The organism is Mesorhizobium sp. M0074, from assembly GCF_040322975.1.
In the GTDB taxonomy this organism is placed as follows: Bacteria; Pseudomonadota; Alphaproteobacteria; order Rhizobiales; family Rhizobiaceae; genus Mesorhizobium.
Genome location: NZ_JAMYUM010000003.1, coordinates 131,338 through 149,176 on the forward strand (window position 1 = coordinate 131,338; position 17,839 = coordinate 149,176).

Here is a 17,839-nt window from a genome sequence, read left to right on the forward strand (position 1 = left end):
GCTGCCAAACGTGCCCGGCGGGACTGGGGGACGCCGCAGAATGGGCCGGCGATTCGCAGCCGGTCTTTTGCTTCCCGCCGCGGCATTCCTTTCCCACCTAAACAACGAGCCTGACCGGTGTGAGGTCGACGATACTAGGAGACGACGAGCGCTCAGCCACTAGGCACTAGACGGCCCTGATCAGCCGGAGCAGAGAAAGCGCTTCGAAAAAGGTCCCCTTGCGAAAGGCAAGATAGGTCGGCTCTTCGACACCATGGAACCGGCGCTTGAAGGCCGCCTGCCCCTGCAGATTGAAGCGGGTGCGATTGACCCAGAGGGAGTCATAGGCACGCTGGAAGGCGTGCCGCCAGAAATCGCTTTCGGCAAACCCGCTAGGTCCGATTTCGACAAGCGGCGACAGGCCTAGGGTGACGACGGAAACACCTTCATCGCGAAAGCGGTCGACCGCGAATTTGGTCAGGCCGATCTCGGCATGCGCCGAGGCATCGATGTGCTTGCGCTTGAACGAGGTGGTGTAGCCGATGACCTTGCCGTCGCTGAACAGCGGATCGAAATCCAGCAAGGCCACGAGCTCCCCATCCGGACCGTGCAGGACGAAACGGCGCATATCGACGCCAAGGTGATCGGCAAAGGGCCTGTTGAGAAATCTCATCTCCCAGCGCTTGACGATGCGGTCGGCCCGCCAATTCTGGGAGAGCCTGGCAATCTCGTCGAGGAAGACAGTCCCGTTGTCCTCTGCGAAGGAAAAACCCTTCTTCAAGAGCCAGCGTTCGGAATAGCGCACTGTCTCATTGCGCTTTCCGGAAAAGTCGTGTCTGGGCAGGACAAGCCTGGTGTCGACGCCGAGGCGGTTGACCTGATAGCCAAGCCCGGCAAGCACGCGCGCCGTCTGGTCGCCGATCTGCACGAACCACGGGCTGCCGGCAACCTCGATGAAACGTCTGATATAGTCGCGCCGATCGGCCGGGGCAGCCACTGGATCACCGAGCGCGAAATGATGTCGCGTTTTGCTGCCGTAAGCGATGTAGCCCTGGGCATCGCCGAAGTAGTGAAGCCCCTTCTGCACGGCGGTCGAATAGGCAAGGGAAAAATCACCGTGGCGACGGACCAGCGCCAGGCGCTCGACATGGTTCAGCTGCAGCCGCGGTATTTTAGGCCCGCGGTTCTCCAGGAAACGATCGAGGCGTCTTCGCAGTGACGGCATGGTCGACTTTCGCGTGCCGGCTAGGCCGATGAAAGAGCTGACGGACCCCAAAACCGATCATATTGCCGCGAGCTGATCCTTATCTCAGCGCGGCATGTTTACCCGGCCGGAGCCGCCAGATTCGTAGGCGCAATCTGCCTCGGTCCCGCCCCCAGGCGGCAACATGCATTGTTGTCGACGCCCAGCGCCTGACGGCTGGTTGCTGCGCCCTTGGCGACACGAAAATCAATGCCACTTTCGGAAGCGCCCAGGTCACCTGCCAACACGATGTTCTTATCGAACGGCGCTCTGCGAAGATTCCGCTTGATAGGAAGCCAGGAACTCGTCGCGTTCTGCTATCCACAAATCAGCGTAGTCGACATTCTGCCATTCGGCAAACCACGGGCCGCCGCTGGTATAGTGGACCGCCTTAGGTGTGCCGACCGCAGGCTTTTCATTCCAACCTTCGAGCCAATTCCACTCTACCGGCAATGAGCCCAAATCTTTGTCGGCAACCCACTGCATTCGGTGAAGATAGGCGCCACTTTCCTGATTCACGACCTCTGGCGTGAGCGATCTGACCGAAGGATGCGCGCAATTGAACAGCATCAGCGACGACCAGTTTTTCCGAGGATAGGACGTCTGGACCACACCATCCATCTTGGTTGTGGCCTTCGGCGTATAGTCATGCTGGACGCAATAGACCGCCTTGTCCGAGTCCGTATATTTCAGCAGGCCTGCGACATCACCAAGCCACAGGAAATCGCAATCGCAAAACAGGGCCCAACCCGTGTAGTCGGCGAGAAAGGGCGTGAGGAAGCGCGTGTAGGTGAACTCCGTTGAGGCGAGCGGATCTTTTTCCCGCCAATATAGCCCGCGGGCACGCATCTCGTCCTGTTTGATCGGAATGACGGAGACAGGCGCCGACGCATGTTTGAGCAGCGAGTGTCGCGCGACGTCGTACGCGATCGGCTCACGGCTGTCCCATCCGATAAATACCCTAAACGCATCAGTCATATTCACTACCCTGGCTTTCGATTTTTACGGTCGTACACTAACTAGTTGGCGATGGCTCGGCAACATTTGCGGTCAACCAAGCCGGTTTCTCACAGATTTGTCCTGGCCTCAGCGTTGCTTTTTGGGTGGACCGGGCCTCGCATTCCCAATGCGACACGGGCCCATTTCTGATAGGTGTAGCTGGCCGAATACGCGGCCACCATCGCACCAATGGAACCGTCCAGAAATCCCAGCCGGAAAATATAGCTGCGCACATAGGCCCAGACCGAGCGCAAAACCGCCTTGCCTATCGAGCTTTTTTTGCCCTCGGCAAGCAGTTGCGCGGCGGACGCTTCTGCGTACCGGCCGATCTTGTCGTGGGCATCTGCCAAGTCGGTAATGGAATCGTGCTCGATCGGCTGAGACAATCGGCTGACCTTCCCGTTCACCAATACCTTCTCGTGCACGGTGTCGTCGCTGAACCGCCCGGAGCGGCGACGGAAGAGCCTGAGCACCAGATCGGGCGACCAGCCGCTATGGCGGACAATGTGCCCGCAAAAGCGCGATCTTCTCGGTATTTCGAAGCCGTCATTGGCTTTTGGGTCGGCGATTGCGGCCCTTATTTCCGCGCCGAGCGGCGCCTCCACCCACTCATCGGCATCCAGCGAGAGGATCCAATCCCCCGTTGCCGCGGCCAGCGCACGGTTTTTTTGCGCACCAAAACCGGGCCAATCAACGGTCATCAGAACCTTTGCTCCCAGAGCACCGGCAATCTCCCTGGTTCTGTCGCTGCTGTTGTTGTCGAGAACGACGATCTCATCGGCAAAATGGACCGACCGAAGGCATTGCGCGATGGATGCCTCCTCGTTGCGGGTGATGATAATGACCGAGAGCGCCGGCACGGTCAGAATGCTCCGGCATCAAAGCTGCCACTGTCATTCGAATGCATCTGCAGCATCGGCTCCCGGCCCGTTAGCACACTGAGGGTACTAACCTAATTCAACAAAGTCGAAAATCATTTCAGATCAAGGCCTTCATACAGCGCCATCATTCGCTTGATCATGACATTGAAATCATAGTGTTCGGCCGCCGCTCTCACCCGGGCTGCGGTCTCAGGTCGTGACGACAACTGCAGCGCGTGCGCGAGCGCTGCAGCGAGGTCGCTTTCGCTGGCCGCATCGCAAACGAGCGTCGGCTCGAACCGCTCGACAAGCTCGCGCGCTCCACAGCCGGTGCTTACCACGGCGGGCAAGCCGCTGGCCATCGCTTCGATGACCACTGTGCCGAAAGGATCATAGATGGAAGGCAGCACGGCAATATCGGCCGCGCCGTACCACGGCAGCATGTCTTTCTGCGGCCCCAGCATCTTGAGCCGTGCGCCGAGACCGAGCCTGTCACCGGCCTGCCTGAAGGCGTTGGCGCGCGAATCATGGCCGATGACCCACAATTCAGGCTCGCCATCGAGCCTAGCGACCGCCTTCATCAGTGCAAGAAGTCCTTTTCGCGCAAAGCCCGAGCCGACAAACAGGACGACCGGCCTGTTTTCGTCGACGTCGAGCCGCGCGCGGATTGTCGCCCGATGCTGCTGGCGCAGCTGCGGGTTGAAGCGGTCGAGATCCACCCCGTTGGGAATATGGTGCACATTTTCCGCCGGATAATCGTAGTGACGGACAATGTCCTCTGCCACCATCTTCGAAATGGCAATGACAGCTTTGAGCCTCGGGCTGGCGTAGGTTGCACGTTCAAGGCGCAGCGTCTGGCGGTGAAAGGGGCTCAGCGCCATTGCCGCCCTGCCAAGCCGCGTCTCGAAACGCCGCCGCTCGGCAAGATAGGCGGCATGAACGCCCTCCCCGGCCCGGAAGACATCGCAGCACGGGAGGCGATCGTTGCTCTGCACCAGCGCCGGCGGCATCTCGGCGATCTTGCGGCAGGCAGCTTGGGCAAAGGACGTCGCCCGCAGCGAACGCGGAAACCGGCGGCCGGCACAATGGATGAACTCGATGCCTTCATAACGCGGCCAGTCGCCGGACAGCACGGCCACCCGCCGCTGACGCGCGGCGAATGCGGCCATGATGTTTTCCAACATGATCTCGCCGCCACCGAAAGGCGCATAACGCTGGCGCACGAACAGGAGCGGCCTGTCGAATTGAATTTCGGTGCCACGAATGCCGGCGTACATGGGGTCTGGGCTCCGGCCTTGTTGCCATCTGACGATGTCTATAGAGGCCAGCTCGCATCGGCAACACTTGGAAAGCTCACCCGCCGGAACTCAGAACAGGCCTGTGTCCATTGTCCGCAACTGCTTGCGATTTGCCTAACGGTGCTGCATGTAGAAATTAACTGCAAACAGCGGATCAGCGCCAGCTCCAGCCGGGCGGTGACCGCCATGAGGGGAATCGATGGCTTGAGCAAAGCAACCTGGCCCGCCATTGTCCGCCGGACGATTACCGACACCGCCATATATCGGCTGAGACACACCTTCGGAAGACGGGCAGAAGTGTCATCGCTGCGGCCGATAACGCCCCTTAAAGCGAATGACCTGCCTTTGATCCTCGTCATCCGCAACGAGGCGGACAGGCTACGCCCGTTCCTGAAGCACTATCGCGAACTCGGCGTCACCAGATTCGCCGTCCTCGATGACCGCTCGACAGACGGAACAGCTGAGCTTCTGGCCGAGCAGCCAGATGTCGATCTATTCAGCTCGCCGATCACCTATTCGCAGTCGGACCTGGGAAACCTTTGGCGTCAGCGGATTGTGCAGATCTATGGTCAGCCTCGCTGGTATCTGACCGTGGATGCGGACGAATATCTTGTCTATGACGGTATGGATCAGCATCCGCTCGGTGCGATGGCCGACTGGCTCAAGCGGCGCGGAATGACACGCCTGCTGGCGCCGATGATCGACATGTATCCGAGCGGAAACATCTGGGACGTACCCTTCGATCCCATCGTGCCGCCATGGCAAGTTGCGGACCATTTCGACGGCAGCGGCTATGAGGTGACGAGGAGCCCCCGGCATCTCAAGATCACAGGCGGCCCGAGAACCCGGCTTTTCGCCAGGCAGCACAAGTTGACCAAGTTTCCTCTGATATATGTTGATCGCCAGACGATTTTTACGTCGATTCACTCACCGCTGCCCTACTGGCGAAACTATATAAAGGGATTGGCTGGCCTGCTTCATTTCAAGTTCTTCGCCGATTTCAACGACAAGGCGCAGGTCGCGGTGGCGGAAGGTCAGTATTGGAACGGCGCTTCCAAATATCGCCAGTATCATGAGGTATCGAGCGGTAAAGCCGCTCTCAGCGCGATGAGCGAACAGTCAATGCTGTACGAAGGAGCTCACAGCCTGTTCAAAACGGGTTTGATCGACAAAATTGATTGGTAGACGGCATTTCAAGCAGATGCCGAACCGACATCATGCATAACCGAATGCTTTCATAAGCTGGGCACCTCGTCCTTGGACCAGGTCCTGTAGCTCGGCGTTTCCAAGTTCGGAGCGCCATCTTCCGCTCCCGTCATAGATCGGCTGATTGACCTGTTGGTTCCGGAGCACCGCATGCGGCGTCTCGCCGCTGGCGTCGGTCGGCTTGAACCACTGCTGCGGGTTCTTGTGATAGTCGAGGAGATCCGGGCTGAAGGTTACATCGAGAAAGCCGCATATCTGCTCGACGACTTTGGCCGGATTCTCGACCAGGTCCTCATAGCGATAGATCAGCACATCCGGCTTTCCCCGTTCCGCAAGAACCAGCGCATTGTCGTTGATCCAGCGGTCGAGAGCCTCCGTTGGGTCGCCAAGTCGTTTGATCAGGGACGCTACGACGTCGCGCCCATCTCGCACCGGCATGACGAAACGCGCACCGGGCACGAGCCGGCGAATGCGGGCGACACGGCGGATATGCCGCGGTGTCTTTTCAAGCAGCAGGTTCTTTCCAGCATCGAGCGCCGCCCGCTTCAGTTTCCAGAAGCGGAACATGGCCAGTGGCGTCCACTTGAAGAAAATGTTGGTTTCCTGGAGCGGCAGGTAGACGTCGGGATGCGACGCAAGGATCGTCGCAATCAACGTCGTCCCGCTATGGCCGCAGCCGCAAATGAATCCGGTCCGCATCACCATGTCGGCAATGCTCCCTAACCCAAGGCGACCCGGGCGCGGTTATCGACGCGAGCGTAGCACAAGCCGTTCGTGCTAAAAACCTTGTCCAGCTTCTCCCAATATTCGAACTTAGCCAACTGCTCGTCACAATAGGCCACGTCGTCCTCGGAAAGATATTCCCCGTAACCGCCTATCTTGCCCTTGCGCACCTTGAAGCTTTCGGGATCATTCGCATCGCGCGGCTGTAATATCTTGCCGTATCGATCGGACAGATCACCGGTCGATTCACTCACTTTCATCTTGTCGAACGTTCGGTTGTTCGCCACCTCGACAAGCGTCCGATCGTCAGCCTGCTGGTTCAGGAATCCAAGGATCGCGCGAAGGACACCAGCCGTATCCCGATGCATATCTTCATATTGAAGATACCGGATTTCGCGCATCCGGGGCATGGCCGCGAACCAATGCAGATTAAATCTGATGATCTTTTCAATCCCATGATTGTCGCTTCTGATAAAATCGCTGAACGATCCCGCTGGAAGCATGTGGCGCTTCTGAACCTGAAAGTACCCTGAGACCACCGTATCTCTTGGATCGCGAACAAGCATTATTGTTCTTCTCTTCTTGTATCGAGATTTATTCTCCTTGAGGCCCGATATCGGTCGAAGTAACTTGTGGTCGGTTCCGTCGTGAATGTATTGAACTTCAACTCCGAGATCGTCCAGCATGACACGCAGCCACGTGCGCCCCGATTTTGGAAAGGATACGATAAGAGGAAGAGGCGGCTCTTTGGCCTGGAAAAATTTTAGAAAGGACATGTTTAGAAAGGACATGGAGAGACCTCCTTTAGATTATCAGAGCTGGCGCCCGAACCGCTGCCGGCCAGACCAACCCCATTACTGGGCGCCTAAGCCTACGGCTAATTCGAACACAAGGCAGAAATGCCGGCAAGAATTGCGATCCTCTGCGGGGCGAATTGGCCTTTACTATATCCCGGTTCGGAATGCCTTATGTTTTTTGGCCTGTTGCGACGACTGTTCGACACGGGCGCTCCATTCCGCGGTCCGTCGGCCGAACTCCTTAATGCGCATCGCGTCGAAGCGTATTCAGTGACGCGCTTTTGGACGACATGCATTAGCCACTCACTTTTGTGAGCCATGGCGCCAGAATGGACTCGGCCTCGCCCATCACCACGGACCAGGGGCGTTCCCGTTTCGAGACCAGCACGGCCGATGGATAGTAGGGCGTGCGGTCGCCCTCGACCGGCCAGGAGCGTTTGAAGCCGTCGCCCAGAATGAAAACCGAGGGGATGCCGAGCGCGCCGGCCAGATGCGCTCCGGTATTGCTGATGGTCACCACGGCGTCCATCGCGGCAACCTGCGCGGCGAAAAGATCCATGTCGACGAGCTGATCGACCGATCTGTCATGAAGAATTCGCTCCGGCTCACCGTCGGTCAGGATCTTCAGATCGGTCTCGATCTGGCCGTACTGCAGCGAGACGAACCGGAGGTCCGGTCGGCCGATCAGGTTTCGCCAGGCGGCAAGCGGCGGCAGGTCTTTGCCGGGATTGGAGCTGCCCCATGCGATACCGACCAACGGCCGTCCTTCCTTCCGGTAGCGGGCGCGAAGTTCAGCGACCCGGGCCGGATCCGGCTTAAGGGGCACGAAATGCTCGCGGATCGTCGCCTCGTCGGTTTCGAAAACGGCAGTCAGATGCTGGACGCCGGCGAAGGCCTGCGCCTCGGCATAGGCGGCCTTGCCGCCAGCGCCGACCGGCCGCACATCGGCGGTCGGAAAAGTGCGCTGAAAGAGCGGTACCAGGCGGCGCTCGACCAGCACGATCGAGCGGGCGGCGCGCGCCAGGGCACAGCCGACGGAACTCGCATGATGGATCGCGGTGGCCAGACCCTGCTTTTCGGTTTCCATCAGATCAATCAGCAGTGTCTGGCCAGAAATATCCTGGCCCAGCCACTCGCCATCGACGCGGCCGTTGACGATGTGGCGTCGGGCGATCCTGAGTTCGGCGGCTGCGCCATAAGCGCCCATCCGCATCAGCGCCTTGCTGAGCTCGTCGATCAGGTGGACCTCGCCCCTCGACTTCGCAATGGATCCAAGAGCCAGGGCTTTCGGCAGGGCCGCCGGCCAATCGCGGGACTCGACGCTTCGCCGATAATCCGCCATCTGATCGGCAATGTCGCCGTCGCGCCAGCGAAGGAAGAGCTGCCGGCGGTGACGTCGGAACCAGACCTTGTATTTGTAGCCTGCAAGCGCGACAGCGCGGCGCAACCGGCCGAGAAGTAGGCTACCTTCCATCGCCAGCTCCGCTGATGATTTGCATGACCCGTCCGCCTGCTTCCTGCACTGCCGACGCCCAGGCTCGGCCGCCTTTTCGGGCCAGTCGAACGCTCGGATATGCGGCGACGGTCTCGCCGAAGGCAGGCCAGGACAGTCGAAACCCGTCGTCGAGCATGACAATCGTCGGCACGCCGAGCGCTCCGGCCAGGTTGGCGCCGGTATTGCTGATCGTCACCACCGCGTCGAGCGCCGCAATTTGGGCGGCAAAGCGGTCCATGTCCGTCAACTGGTCGACGGAAGCGTCATGGATGATGCGCCCCGGCGCGTGGCGCTCGAACTCGGAGAGGGCCGGCCCGACATCGCCATATTGCAAGCTGACGAGGCGCCCCGGCAGACTGCTGAACAGCGTCCGCCAATCGTCCAGGGCCGGCAGATCCTTGCTCTTGTTGAGGCTTCCCCAAGCAAATCCGATCAGGGGACCTGGGCCGCCATCGAGATAGGTGCCGCGCAGCTCGGCAACCAGTCGGCGGTCCGGCTCCAGCGGAACGAAGGGCGCGCGTGCCGCCGGGTCGTCCGGCCAGAAATGCTTTGCGAGCGTCTCGAAACCGGCAACGACATCGGCGTCCACCGCCGCCATGTCCTCTTCCCCTTCAATCCTGACATCGAGCGCAGGATATGTTCTGCGATAAAGCGGTGCCAGTCGCGGCTCGACGAAGACGATGCATCGACCGGCAGCCGCAGCTGCTGGACCAAGCAAAGACGCGAACTGGAAAAAGATCGCCAGGTCGCCTTCGCGACGATCGACGAGAAGCGTGCGACCCGCAAGATCACTGCCATCCCAATCGGGCCTGCCGCGCAGCTGCTTGCTCGCCGCCATCAACTGCCAGATGCGATTTCCTCCGTCGAGACGCCTCAGTCCACGCCCCGCTTTCTTGATCAGGCCGAGATCGCCAAGCTGCTCACCAAGCACGCCAAGCGCCAGTGCATGGTCGCGAGCAGTTTGCCAATCACCACGCTGCACGCTTTCCTCCATCAGCCTCATATGCCGTTCGGCGCTTTCGTCGGCGTGGCGCGAAGGACGTCTAAGAAGTTCCTTTGCCCGCTCGAGAACCTTCTGCAGCCGCTTGCCGACGGCGCCTTGCGGGCGCAGATCGGCGGTTTTTGCCTTCTGAAGGATGGTTCGTCTGTTCTGCACGGCGATGTTCTATCGTCCCCGGGGAGCGTCGGAAAGCGTCGTCAGGATCGACGAGAGCCGCCGGCCGGCCTCGTCGAGCACCAGCGACCAAGGGCGCCCCTCCTTGCGAATGACAATGCCCTTCGGATACCAGGGTGTCCGGTCGCCAGTCACTGGCCATGCCGTCTGAAAATTATCGTCGATGAGGAAAACAGTCGGCACGCCAATGGCTCCCGCAAGATGGGCCGCCGTATTGCTGATCGTCACGACAGCATCGAGTGCGGCGAGCTGTGCGGCGAAACGGTCCATGTCGACCATCTGGTCGACGCTGTCGTCAAAGATCAGACGCGCGTCGTTGCCGTTGCGAAGGCGCCGCAACGCCGGCTTGATCTGCCCGTACTGGAGCGAAACGAATGTCGCTGGCGTCTGGGCGATGAACCGTGCCCATTCAGGAAAATCAGGCACGTCCTTGGTATGGGACTTGCTGCCCCAGGAGAGACCGACCAGCGGCAGATCCGTCATCGCCCGATAGCGCTTGCGGAATGCCTCGACGAGTTCAGGATCTGCCCGCAGCGGTACGAAGTCGGCAGCAAGCTTTTCGGCGTCGCGTCCGAACACCCAGGCGAGATCTTCGAAAGTCGCGTGTTTGTCGCCGACCACATCCCGCTGCGCCGGGACCACGGTCGCCTTCGGGAACGTTCGCTGCAGAATTGATACCAGGCGCGGCTCGACCCGAATTGTTGCACTTTGGGCATAGGCAGCGGCAGCGCCGGCCAGTCGCGCGTGGCGGATAACCCGGCCAAGGCTGCGCGGGTCATCCTCCACAAGATCGATCAGCAGTGTATCCGATCCGAGATTCTCGCCGGTCCACTCGTCGGCGCTTTTCCCTTTCCGCAGCCGGCGAGCGGAAAGCCGAAGCTCAGCTGCCCGCGCAAAGTTGCCAAGGCGTTCGAACGCCTGGCCCGCCTTCTGCATCAGCTCCGGGTCGCGATTATGATCGGCCGTGACAGCCATCTCATTGGTACCGGCTTCAAGGCCTTTCCAGTCCCTGCGCACGATCAGGGCCTCAACCTTGGCCTGCAGCTCAAGAATGGAACGAGGCTGCTTGGGACTGAAAAACAACCTGCGCACCGCCTTTTTGTACCGGCGCACCTGAAGGCCCAGTCCACCAATCACATACCGGACATAGGAACCGTGATAAAAGCTGGTCATCGGCCTTCAGCGCAATACGCTCTGCCGCAGCTTTTTGCCGCTTTCGACCATCGGATCGGGCGTCTCCAGGTGGAATATCGAACGATATATCTCGCTGTGCTTGGCAAGCTGGTCATGCGTTCCAGCATCGACAAGCTGTCCGGCGTCAAACACGAGAATACGATCGGCCGCCTTGATTGTAGACAGCCTGTGCGCAATGCAGATCACCGTGCGCTGAAATGTGTTGTCGAAGGCTGCCTCCATGACCGCCCGTTCGTTTTCACCGTCGAGCGCGGATGTCGCTTCATCATAGACGATTACCGCAGCATTCTTGAGCAGGGCGCGTGCGATGGCAACGCGTTGTTTCTGCCCGCCCGACAGGTTGGTGCCGCTCGGCCCGACAAGCGTGTCGAGCCCGTTTTCGAGCGCAGACGCAAAGCTGGTGACCCGGGCGAGATTCGCAGCGGACTCGATTTCCTGATCGGTGGCGTTTGGGCGACCGTCGCGAATGTTGTCGCGGATCGAGCCTTCGAACAGGAAGACGTCCTGAGATACCAGTGCGATGTTATCGCGAACGTCGGCCAGGCTGATCTTCGAAATGTCCTTTCCGTCGATCAGGATCCTGCCCTTGTCCGGCTCCATCAGGCGCAGGATCAGATTGACGATGGTGGTCTTGCCGGCGCCGGAGCGGCCGACGATCGCCAGCTTCTCACGAGGTCGCACGTCGAAGGAAACACCCTCGAGCGCGGGGCTGTTGCCGTCATAGGAAAAGGCCACATCTTCAAAGCGGATACCACCATCGACGTCGGTCAGACGCTCGCCCGCAATCGCGAGTCGCCGTTGCTCGGGCGTGTCGATCAAATCATACATCTGCTCGACGGCGACCATTTGCTTCTGGATGTCGACATTGACCCGGGCCAACCGCTTGGCAGGCTCATAGGCAAGCAGGAACGCGGTAATGAAGGCCATGAATTCGCCGGGCGTCTTGCCGTTGCCGAGGGTCTGCCAGCTGGCGTACATAACGAAAAGCCCGATGATCACGCCGCCGCCGGTCTCCATCAATGGGCTCATCAATGCTGACGTCCGGTTGATCTGGATGCCACGTCTTTCCATCTTGCGGACGGCCTTTGCAAAGCTGGCAACCGCCTTGTCCTCGAGCTGGAAGGACTTGATGGTGCGGATGCCTTCGACGGCTTCCGTGCCGATCGACTGGACTTGTGCGGCCAATTCCGTCTCGCCCCTCGCCAGCGCCTTGAGCTTCCTTGTTATCGCGCCGACTGACAGGAACAGCATCGGCAGAACCGCCACGGATATCAGCGACATCACCGGGTCCTGCTTGACCATGACGCTGGCCAAGGCAATCAGGGTCAGCAGATCAGAGACGGCGCTGCTCGTGAGGGTGAGAATAACGGTCGCCCCGGCGCGCGCGTTGAACATGATTTTGGAGATGAATTTTGCCGGATGCTGGTTCGCGAAACGGCTGATGTCGAAATACACCATTCGGGAAAATTGCCGGTTTTGCAGGTCCGAAACGATAGCCCGGCGAATCTTTCCCGTCGTGATGGTCTGGCAGTAGGCAGCTATGCCCTTGACCAGGAAAATGCCGATGATGACGGCGCTGATACCCGATACAGCGGCAGCGTCTCGCTCGACATAGATGGTGTTGATCATGACTTTCATGATCCAGGCCGCCGCGCCGGTCGCCGCAGCAGCGGCGATCGAGCACAGCAAACCTGTCACATACAGCATCTTGTGCGGCGGCAGATTTTCGCCAATCAGACGCTTGATCAGCGGATATGCTGGGGCCGTTGACACTCGTTTCTTTGTAATCATCTCGTCGCCGCCCGTTGCGATCCCGTCCGGTCTTCACGTTATCTTGAAGCGCGAGACGGTTTCGATCACCTGTCTGTGGCTTCGTTCCCGACCGCAGTCAATGCCGAACCGGATCCTTGCACGTCATCGGCCTATGACCGTCGGTTCCTCGCATGCGAGCATAGCGGACCCCAGCCACGCGGCTCTTGCGCCATTCGTCGTCGGCCGCGCTATGCCTGGTCAGTGTTTCGCGAGGACCATGAGATGGCTTCCAAGAGGCGATGTGTGATTGCTTTTGATTGAAAAGCCCACATCCGAAAGCACCGCGATCATCTCCTTATCCTTGCCAGGAGGGACGCGGGCAACGATCGTTTGAGCACGCCCGGCGATATCGCACAGCACGCGTCGCGCCTTGTCCGCGCCGAGGCTCCACTGCATGTGATGGTAGACCGCCAGCAGCATGACGATGTCGTACTGCGGTTGGAGAACATTTTGCAGCTTCCGGCTGCCAAGATCGAGACAATCGAACCGGCTTTGGACCGGACAACCCAGGAAGATCATCCTGGCCGTCTCGATATGCGGCTTGAGAATGTCGATCCCATGGATCGAACTCGGTCCTAGCTTGGATATCTCATAGGCGACAACACCCATGTTGCAGCCAACATCGAGAATGGATTTCCCGGCGTAGTCGACCTCTGCTGAGAATAGGCCGTCCAGTCGGTCGTCCCACGTTCCCTTGAATCTCTTTTGCTTATTTGACCACCACAAATCATTGTTCTCCAAAAACGGCGCCGGACTGGTTACCTTGACGGAGGGGGACTGTGCGCCCGGCCTAACTCGGTCCAGTTGCTGGCGCGCAAACGACACTGTCCTGAGCGTCCTGTAAACGCAACCGCGGGAGAAAGGAACTCCTGATCACAGCATCCTGCGAAGACGTTTCGGTAAGTTGACGAACACCCGGCCCGACAAATCGACATACTGGTTGGAAATGGCAACGTCGCTTGGTGCCCCCTACCCGTGCCTGCCCTCGAGTTCCTGAAACGCACGATAGCCCGGGCCGGCACACGCAGGGACATAAGTAATGCCCCGTAGGCAAGGCAAGCCCATATTTGTTCTTGCTTTGTGCCGGCAGCTATGCTACTAATTTGCCTATGGTGCTGATTTGCACCAACGACCGTCTTGCCGCGACATGCGGTTTTTCAGCCAGGCTCGATCAAAGCTCGCCCGCATCGCGGGGCTTTTGGCCAATCACGGCCGAGTGCCGGCCTTTTCGGCAGCTTCCGAGAATGGAAATCGGAAAAGCAGGTTCCGGTTCTCGTCGCAGATTTCGAAGGAAAGGCCTGTCAGGACCGGGCTGCCGCTGAGCAGGCCCTCGGCCAGGATTTCCTTGGCCGAAGCCATTGCGTTATCCTGAGCCGCGGACAAACCGTCCAACTCCTGACCCTCGAAATCTTCCGTCAAGCGGCCGTCATTGTTTCGGAAATGAAAAAAATATCTCGGCATGCCTGCTCCGGTTGGTTGGTTTATCTAGTCGCAAGCGGTCTCAGGAACAGCGTCGGATTTGTGCACGACAGCACCGTGCGATTTTGGCGTTGGGATTCATGGCGTTTAGGCCTTCATGCGTCAGGTCGATCGAACAGTACCCCCAGCCCGTGTTCGAACGCACATGCCGCAATCATGTCGTCCAGGGCTTTTCCGGAGGCCGGGCAATTCGGCATGACAGCCCTGATCGCGATCTCAGCCGCTGCGGTGGAAACCGCATCGTGGCGCCTCTTCCTGGTCTCCATGTATTGCTCGAGCTGACTTTTCAGGCGCCGCGCGGCAATCTCGTCAACGACCATCGTTCTCCCTCGATTCGGCACAATGTCCGTCTTCCGGGTCTGTCCTCCGGATAAAGGTCCGCTGCCATCGGGTAGCAGCGGACCACTCGGCCGGGTGAGCCAATGACCCGAGGCGGGGGTGTCTCGGACCGCCACCACAATAGCTTCGGCAGGCCACTCGTTCCACAGAACGCTGTCGTTGGTAATTTTCGTACACTGAGCATTGCCGCAGACAGTCTGCGACCGTGGGATTTTTGCGCTATGCCCGTAGCCTGATAACCGGATCAGCTTCGGCTTCGATCGACATAGGTGTAGATGCCCGCGCCGATCGCGACCGCTCCTACAGTGATCAGAATCGATGGCACCCCCATCGACGTGGCGACGATCCCCCAGACAATGGCGACGGCAATTGCGCCGGCCGTTCCCAGCACCAGTCTAAGCCGTTTCGACATTATCCATTCCCCCAAAAGTGCATCTTTGGCCTTTTCCGGTCGAAATACCGCAATGCGGCACCATTGTCTGCGTTTCGTCCAACTTTTTATGCCGCCCCTGAGCCCCGACCGCTGAGGCGTAAGCGATCCGTATGCGGCCTTGTCGCAAACATCCACTCGACAACGAGGAAGCTTGGGCGCGAGCCCGAGAAGCGAGGCGTCAGAAAGCGAGGTATCTATGCAAAATTTTCGGAATTTACTCCGGTTCACGATCACGGGCATGGCGGCCACGACAACCGCACTAGTCATCACGGGCCTTACCCCCGAGACAACCGAAGCGACGTTGATTTGCCATGGGTTGGTCTGCCAGAAGGCGAGCAATGAAGGCAGTGCCTTCGGCGCCAAATATCAGCGCAAATGCACCTGCGAAAATGTAAGCGAGGGCGCTAACAATCATCCCTCCCCGCACAATGTCAACAAGGGGCCCATCGGCGGCTCAAGCAGCAGAGCGGATCGAGCGGCGCCAGCGGCTCAAGCGGCACCACCAGTTCGAGCGGCAGCAGCGGTTCGAGCGGCAGCAGCGGATCCAGTGGCGGCAACGACGGAACAAGCAGCGGCGGGTCTAACGGCAGCGGCGGAGTGTAGCGGCTGCTCAAGCGGCTCCGGTGGCGGCGCCACTCGAGTTGAACCGTGGCGGCGACCACGCGGCCGGCAACGACGATCGATCCTCACGACAACGGGAGTAGTAGTATGACGCTCCGACCGAAATCGGCGACCGCGCCCCTCACCGGCCTTGCAGGATTGCTTGGTCTTGCGCTCACCGTCGCGATGCTCGCCGACAGAAGCTGGCCTGTGCATTTGCAGGCCATGACTGTCATTGCAGCTACTACTGCAGCAATGATCGCGGTCGACACGGCTTATTTCCAGACGTTTCGAAGGCGTTCAACGGGATTGCAGGCGAAGCCGATGCGAGCGCTTGAAGTCGAGCGTGTCGTGCGCAAGCTCATCGGCTTCATCGTTACGCTCACGACCATTGCCGCAGTCTACTGGATAGTGCCGGAATACCGGCGTGAGTTTTACGCCCCCTACTGGGCAGCGCTCTACGACACCTTGCCGGCGCTGCTCGTCGGTCGCCGATCGGGCGCTCCGGCTGAATGCCACCCTTGCTCGGACCATCTGCGGCAGTCGGCGCTATCGCCTCAAGGCGTGATCGCGATGCCGATCCTCGCCGCTCATCGGCAACGGCCGATCGCCCTCGAGCAGGCGGGTGATCCGGGCGAAGCCGGCAAAAGCCTTTCTCGCTTCCTCGGCCGACATCCGGCCGGCCATGGCCGCAGCGCAGCAATTCACGGCGCACTGGTAAACCGGCCCGCGCCGCCCCGCCGGCCATTTTCGCAAGAATGCCATTGCTTCGGCAACGCTGTCGATCTCCTCCACAGGCTGTCCCTGTCCGCGCAAAACCCGCACGGGCGAAAAGAATTGCAAGCGGTCCATCATTTCCTCCCCGTCGACCGGATGCGTGCGATCGAACCCCACTAAACTCGCGAACCCGACTTTGGTTCCCGGCAAAAGAGGGCTTGGCCTGAAAAATGTTGGCTGCACGAGACGAGCAGCGGTGGACGCGCCCGGCAGCTCCAATTGGGTGACATCTTGCCCCAATTGGGTGACATCTTGCCATTGTACGGGAACGTTAGCGCGGCTGATGCATTTCGATGCCACGAGCAGTCTTTTTGAGGGAAATGCCAAAACATGAGAATAGCCCATGTGGCGCCGCTCCATGAATCCGTGCCACCCCGGTTCTATGGAGGGACGGAGCGCATCGTCTCCTATCTGACCGAAGGATTGGTCGAGCTTGGCCATGACGTGACCCTGTTCGCCAGCGGCGATACCAAGACGTCGGCGAAATTGGTGGCGTGTCGCGAGCGCGCGCTCCGTCTCGATCCGCGCCCGCACAAATCCGAAACCGCGGCGCATCTCTCGATGCTCGCCGAGGTGAGGAGCCGTGCGCAACAGTTCGACATCATCCATTTCCATCTCAGCCACTTCCTGCATTTTCCTTTCTTCGAACACATGCCCGACCGGACGGTGACGACACCGCATGGCAGGCTCGACTATGTCGACCTAGCCCCGGCCTACGAACATTTTCCGCGCTTTCCGATGATCTCCATTTCCCGCAGCCAGAGAACCGGGCTACCCAGGGCCAATTGGCTGGCGACCATCCATCACGGGCTGCCGATCAATATGTACGAGCCGACTTTCGAGACGAATGCGGACGAGCCGTATCTGGCCTTTCTCGGCCGGCTGTCGCGCGACAAGCGCCCGGAGCGTGCCATTGAGATCGCCTTGCGCTCCGGGCTGAAACTGAAGCTTGCAGCAAAGATCGGCGACGACGACCGCCCTTTTTTCCACGACACGGTCGAGCCGCTGATCGACGGCGACCGTGTCGACTATATCGGCGAGATCGAAGAGGACAGAAAAGCGGAATTCCTCGGCAAGGCGGCCGGCCTGCTGTTTCCGATCGATTGGCCGGAGCCGTTCGGTCTTGCCGCGATAGAGGCTATGGCCTGTGGCACGCCGGTAATCGCCTGGAAATGCGGTGCCCTGCCGGAGATCATCGACCACGGCGTGACCGGTTTCCTTGTCGATACGGTCGATGCCGCAGTCACCTCGATACCGGAATTGCTGCGCCTCGACAGGCGACAGGTGAGAGCCGTGTTCGAAAACCGTTTTTCTGCCACGAGAATGGCCCACGACTATGTGGCTGCCTATGCGCGCCTGATCGGTACTCCCGGTGAAGCGAGAGCGTCCTGATCGGCGTCATTGTGGACGTTGGAACGAAACGACAGAGCT

Annotated in this window: 18 protein-coding genes; 2 read left to right on the forward strand and 16 right to left on the reverse strand. The window is 59.7% G+C overall.

The features are described from left to right. Positions 1-166 precede the first annotated feature (166 nt). From NKJ73_RS05780 to NKJ73_RS05795, 4 genes are all read right to left on the reverse strand, one after another. Entirely contained in the window at positions 167-1,204 is a 1,038-nt protein-coding gene (locus NKJ73_RS05780) for a phosphatidylglycerol lysyltransferase domain-containing protein (protein ID WP_352456718.1), read from the reverse strand. A gap of 273 nt (positions 1,205-1,477) precedes the next feature. Beyond that, on the reverse strand, positions 1,478-2,200 hold the full coding sequence (locus NKJ73_RS05785; RefSeq protein WP_352568663.1) for a glycosyltransferase: 723 nt from the start codon (positions 2,198-2,200) through the stop codon (positions 1,478-1,480). Between the two features lie 89 nt (positions 2,201-2,289). After that, the gene (locus NKJ73_RS05790; RefSeq protein ID WP_352568664.1) at positions 2,290-3,081 is read right to left on the reverse strand and encodes a glycosyltransferase family 2 protein; all 792 of its coding nucleotides are present in this window, start codon (positions 3,079-3,081) and stop codon (positions 2,290-2,292) included. Positions 3,082-3,194: 113 nt separating this feature from the next. Next, positions 3,195-4,250: a glycosyltransferase family 4 protein gene (locus tag NKJ73_RS05795; RefSeq protein ID WP_210164203.1), complete on the reverse strand. Its 1,056-nt coding sequence runs from the start codon at positions 4,248-4,250 to the stop codon at positions 3,195-3,197. Here NKJ73_RS05795 and NKJ73_RS05800 point away from each other — a divergent pair. Next, positions 4,167-5,564 carry a glycosyltransferase family 2 protein gene (locus NKJ73_RS05800; protein ID WP_156937290.1) on the forward strand — a complete coding sequence of 466 codons (1,398 nt, stop codon included), beginning with the start codon at positions 4,167-4,169 and terminating at the stop codon, positions 5,562-5,564. The two genes, NKJ73_RS05795 and NKJ73_RS05800, sit on opposite strands and share 84 nt — an antisense overlap. 30 nt (positions 5,565-5,594) lie before the next feature. Here NKJ73_RS05800 and NKJ73_RS05805 read toward each other — a convergent pair whose 3' ends face one another. The 12 genes from NKJ73_RS05805 to NKJ73_RS34210 form a co-directional block, all read right to left on the reverse strand. Then, entirely contained in the window at positions 5,595-6,290 is a 696-nt protein-coding gene (locus NKJ73_RS05805) for a sulfotransferase family protein (protein WP_352568665.1), read from the reverse strand. A gap of 14 nt (positions 6,291-6,304) precedes the next feature. Continuing rightward, positions 6,305-7,099, reverse strand: a complete 795-nt coding sequence (locus tag NKJ73_RS05810) for a sulfotransferase domain-containing protein (RefSeq protein WP_352568666.1) — start codon at positions 7,097-7,099, stop codon at positions 6,305-6,307. A 301-nt stretch (positions 7,100-7,400) separates the two neighbouring features. After that, a complete protein-coding gene (locus NKJ73_RS05815; RefSeq protein WP_352568667.1) occupies positions 7,401-8,579 on the reverse strand; it encodes a glycosyltransferase family 9 protein in 1,179 nt (392 codons plus the stop codon). Continuing rightward, the gene (locus NKJ73_RS05820; protein WP_352568668.1) at positions 8,569-9,756 is read right to left on the reverse strand and encodes a glycosyltransferase family 9 protein; all 1,188 of its coding nucleotides are present in this window, start codon (positions 9,754-9,756) and stop codon (positions 8,569-8,571) included. The genes NKJ73_RS05815 and NKJ73_RS05820 overlap by 11 nt, the downstream gene beginning before the upstream one ends. Before the next feature lie 9 nt (positions 9,757-9,765). Next, entirely contained in the window at positions 9,766-10,947 is a 1,182-nt protein-coding gene (locus tag NKJ73_RS05825) for a glycosyltransferase family 9 protein (RefSeq protein ID WP_352568669.1), read from the reverse strand. Positions 10,948-10,953: 6 nt separating this feature from the next. Continuing rightward, positions 10,954-12,666 carry an ABC transporter ATP-binding protein gene (locus tag NKJ73_RS05830; RefSeq protein ID WP_352568670.1) on the reverse strand — a complete coding sequence of 571 codons (1,713 nt, stop codon included), beginning with the start codon at positions 12,664-12,666 and terminating at the stop codon, positions 10,954-10,956. A gap of 312 nt (positions 12,667-12,978) precedes the next feature. Then, a complete protein-coding gene (locus tag NKJ73_RS05835) occupies positions 12,979-13,521 on the reverse strand; it encodes a class I SAM-dependent methyltransferase (protein WP_352568671.1) in 543 nt (180 codons plus the stop codon). Positions 13,522-13,986: 465 nt separating this feature from the next. Next, positions 13,987-14,241, reverse strand: a complete 255-nt coding sequence (locus tag NKJ73_RS34205; RefSeq protein ID WP_023674976.1) for a DUF6894 family protein — start codon at positions 14,239-14,241, stop codon at positions 13,987-13,989. Positions 14,242-14,354: 113 nt separating this feature from the next. After that, positions 14,355-14,579 (reverse strand): hypothetical protein, encoded by a 225-nt coding sequence (locus NKJ73_RS05845; RefSeq protein ID WP_352568673.1) that lies wholly within the window; start codon positions 14,577-14,579, stop codon positions 14,355-14,357. A 263-nt stretch (positions 14,580-14,842) separates the two neighbouring features. Then, positions 14,843-15,010 carry a hypothetical protein gene (locus NKJ73_RS05850; RefSeq protein WP_352568674.1) on the reverse strand — a complete coding sequence of 56 codons (168 nt, stop codon included), beginning with the start codon at positions 15,008-15,010 and terminating at the stop codon, positions 14,843-14,845. A 452-nt stretch (positions 15,011-15,462) separates the two neighbouring features. Continuing rightward, entirely contained in the window at positions 15,463-15,645 is a 183-nt protein-coding gene (locus tag NKJ73_RS05855) for a hypothetical protein (protein WP_352568675.1), read from the reverse strand. A 535-nt stretch (positions 15,646-16,180) separates the two neighbouring features. Continuing rightward, on the reverse strand, positions 16,181-16,849 hold the full coding sequence (locus tag NKJ73_RS34210) for a DUF982 domain-containing protein (protein WP_502896931.1): 669 nt from the start codon (positions 16,847-16,849) through the stop codon (positions 16,181-16,183). Here NKJ73_RS34210 and NKJ73_RS05865 point away from each other — a divergent pair. Then, positions 16,739-17,800, forward strand: coding sequence for a glycosyltransferase family 4 protein (locus NKJ73_RS05865; RefSeq protein WP_352568676.1), 1,062 nt, complete (start codon positions 16,739-16,741; stop codon positions 17,798-17,800). The two genes, NKJ73_RS34210 and NKJ73_RS05865, sit on opposite strands and share 111 nt — an antisense overlap. The last annotated feature ends 39 nt before the right edge of the window (positions 17,801-17,839 follow it).

Bases quoted from the DNA above. Each gene is read 5' to 3' on its own strand.
- NKJ73_RS05850 (WP_352568674.1), bottom strand. From the start codon at position 15,010: ATGTCGAAACGGCTTAGACTGGTGCTGGGAACGGCCGGCGCAATTGCC.
- NKJ73_RS05780 (WP_352456718.1), bottom strand. From the start codon at position 1,204: ATGCCGTCACTGCGAAGACGCCTCGATCGTTTCCTGGAGAACCGCGGG.
- NKJ73_RS05865 (WP_352568676.1), top strand. From the start codon at position 16,739: ATGAGAATAGCCCATGTGGCGCCGCTCCATGAATCCGTGCCACCCCGG.
- NKJ73_RS05815 (WP_352568667.1), bottom strand. From the start codon at position 8,579: ATGGAAGGTAGCCTACTTCTCGGCCGGTTGCGCCGCGCTGTCGCGCTT.
- NKJ73_RS34205 (WP_023674976.1), bottom strand. From the start codon at position 14,241: ATGCCGAGATATTTTTTTCATTTCCGAAACAATGACGGCCGCTTGACG.
- NKJ73_RS05795 (WP_210164203.1), bottom strand. From the start codon at position 4,250: ATGGCCGCATTCGCCGCGCGTCAGCGGCGGGTGGCCGTGCTGTCCGGC.
- NKJ73_RS05810 (WP_352568666.1), bottom strand. From the start codon at position 7,099: ATGTCCTTTCTAAACATGTCCTTTCTAAAATTTTTCCAGGCCAAAGAG.
- NKJ73_RS05825 (WP_352568669.1), bottom strand. From the start codon at position 10,947: ATGACCAGCTTTTATCACGGTTCCTATGTCCGGTATGTGATTGGTGGA.
- NKJ73_RS34210 (WP_502896931.1), bottom strand. From the start codon at position 16,849: ATGGCCAAGCTCGACCAATCCTTCGGTCAGATAGGAGACGATGCGCTC.
- NKJ73_RS05800 (WP_156937290.1), top strand. From the start codon at position 4,167: ATGGATGAACTCGATGCCTTCATAACGCGGCCAGTCGCCGGACAGCAC.
- NKJ73_RS05785 (WP_352568663.1), bottom strand. From the start codon at position 2,200: ATGACTGATGCGTTTAGGGTATTTATCGGATGGGACAGCCGTGAGCCG.
- NKJ73_RS05845 (WP_352568673.1), bottom strand. From the start codon at position 14,579: ATGGTCGTTGACGAGATTGCCGCGCGGCGCCTGAAAAGTCAGCTCGAG.
- NKJ73_RS05805 (WP_352568665.1), bottom strand. From the start codon at position 6,290: ATGGTGATGCGGACCGGATTCATTTGCGGCTGCGGCCATAGCGGGACG.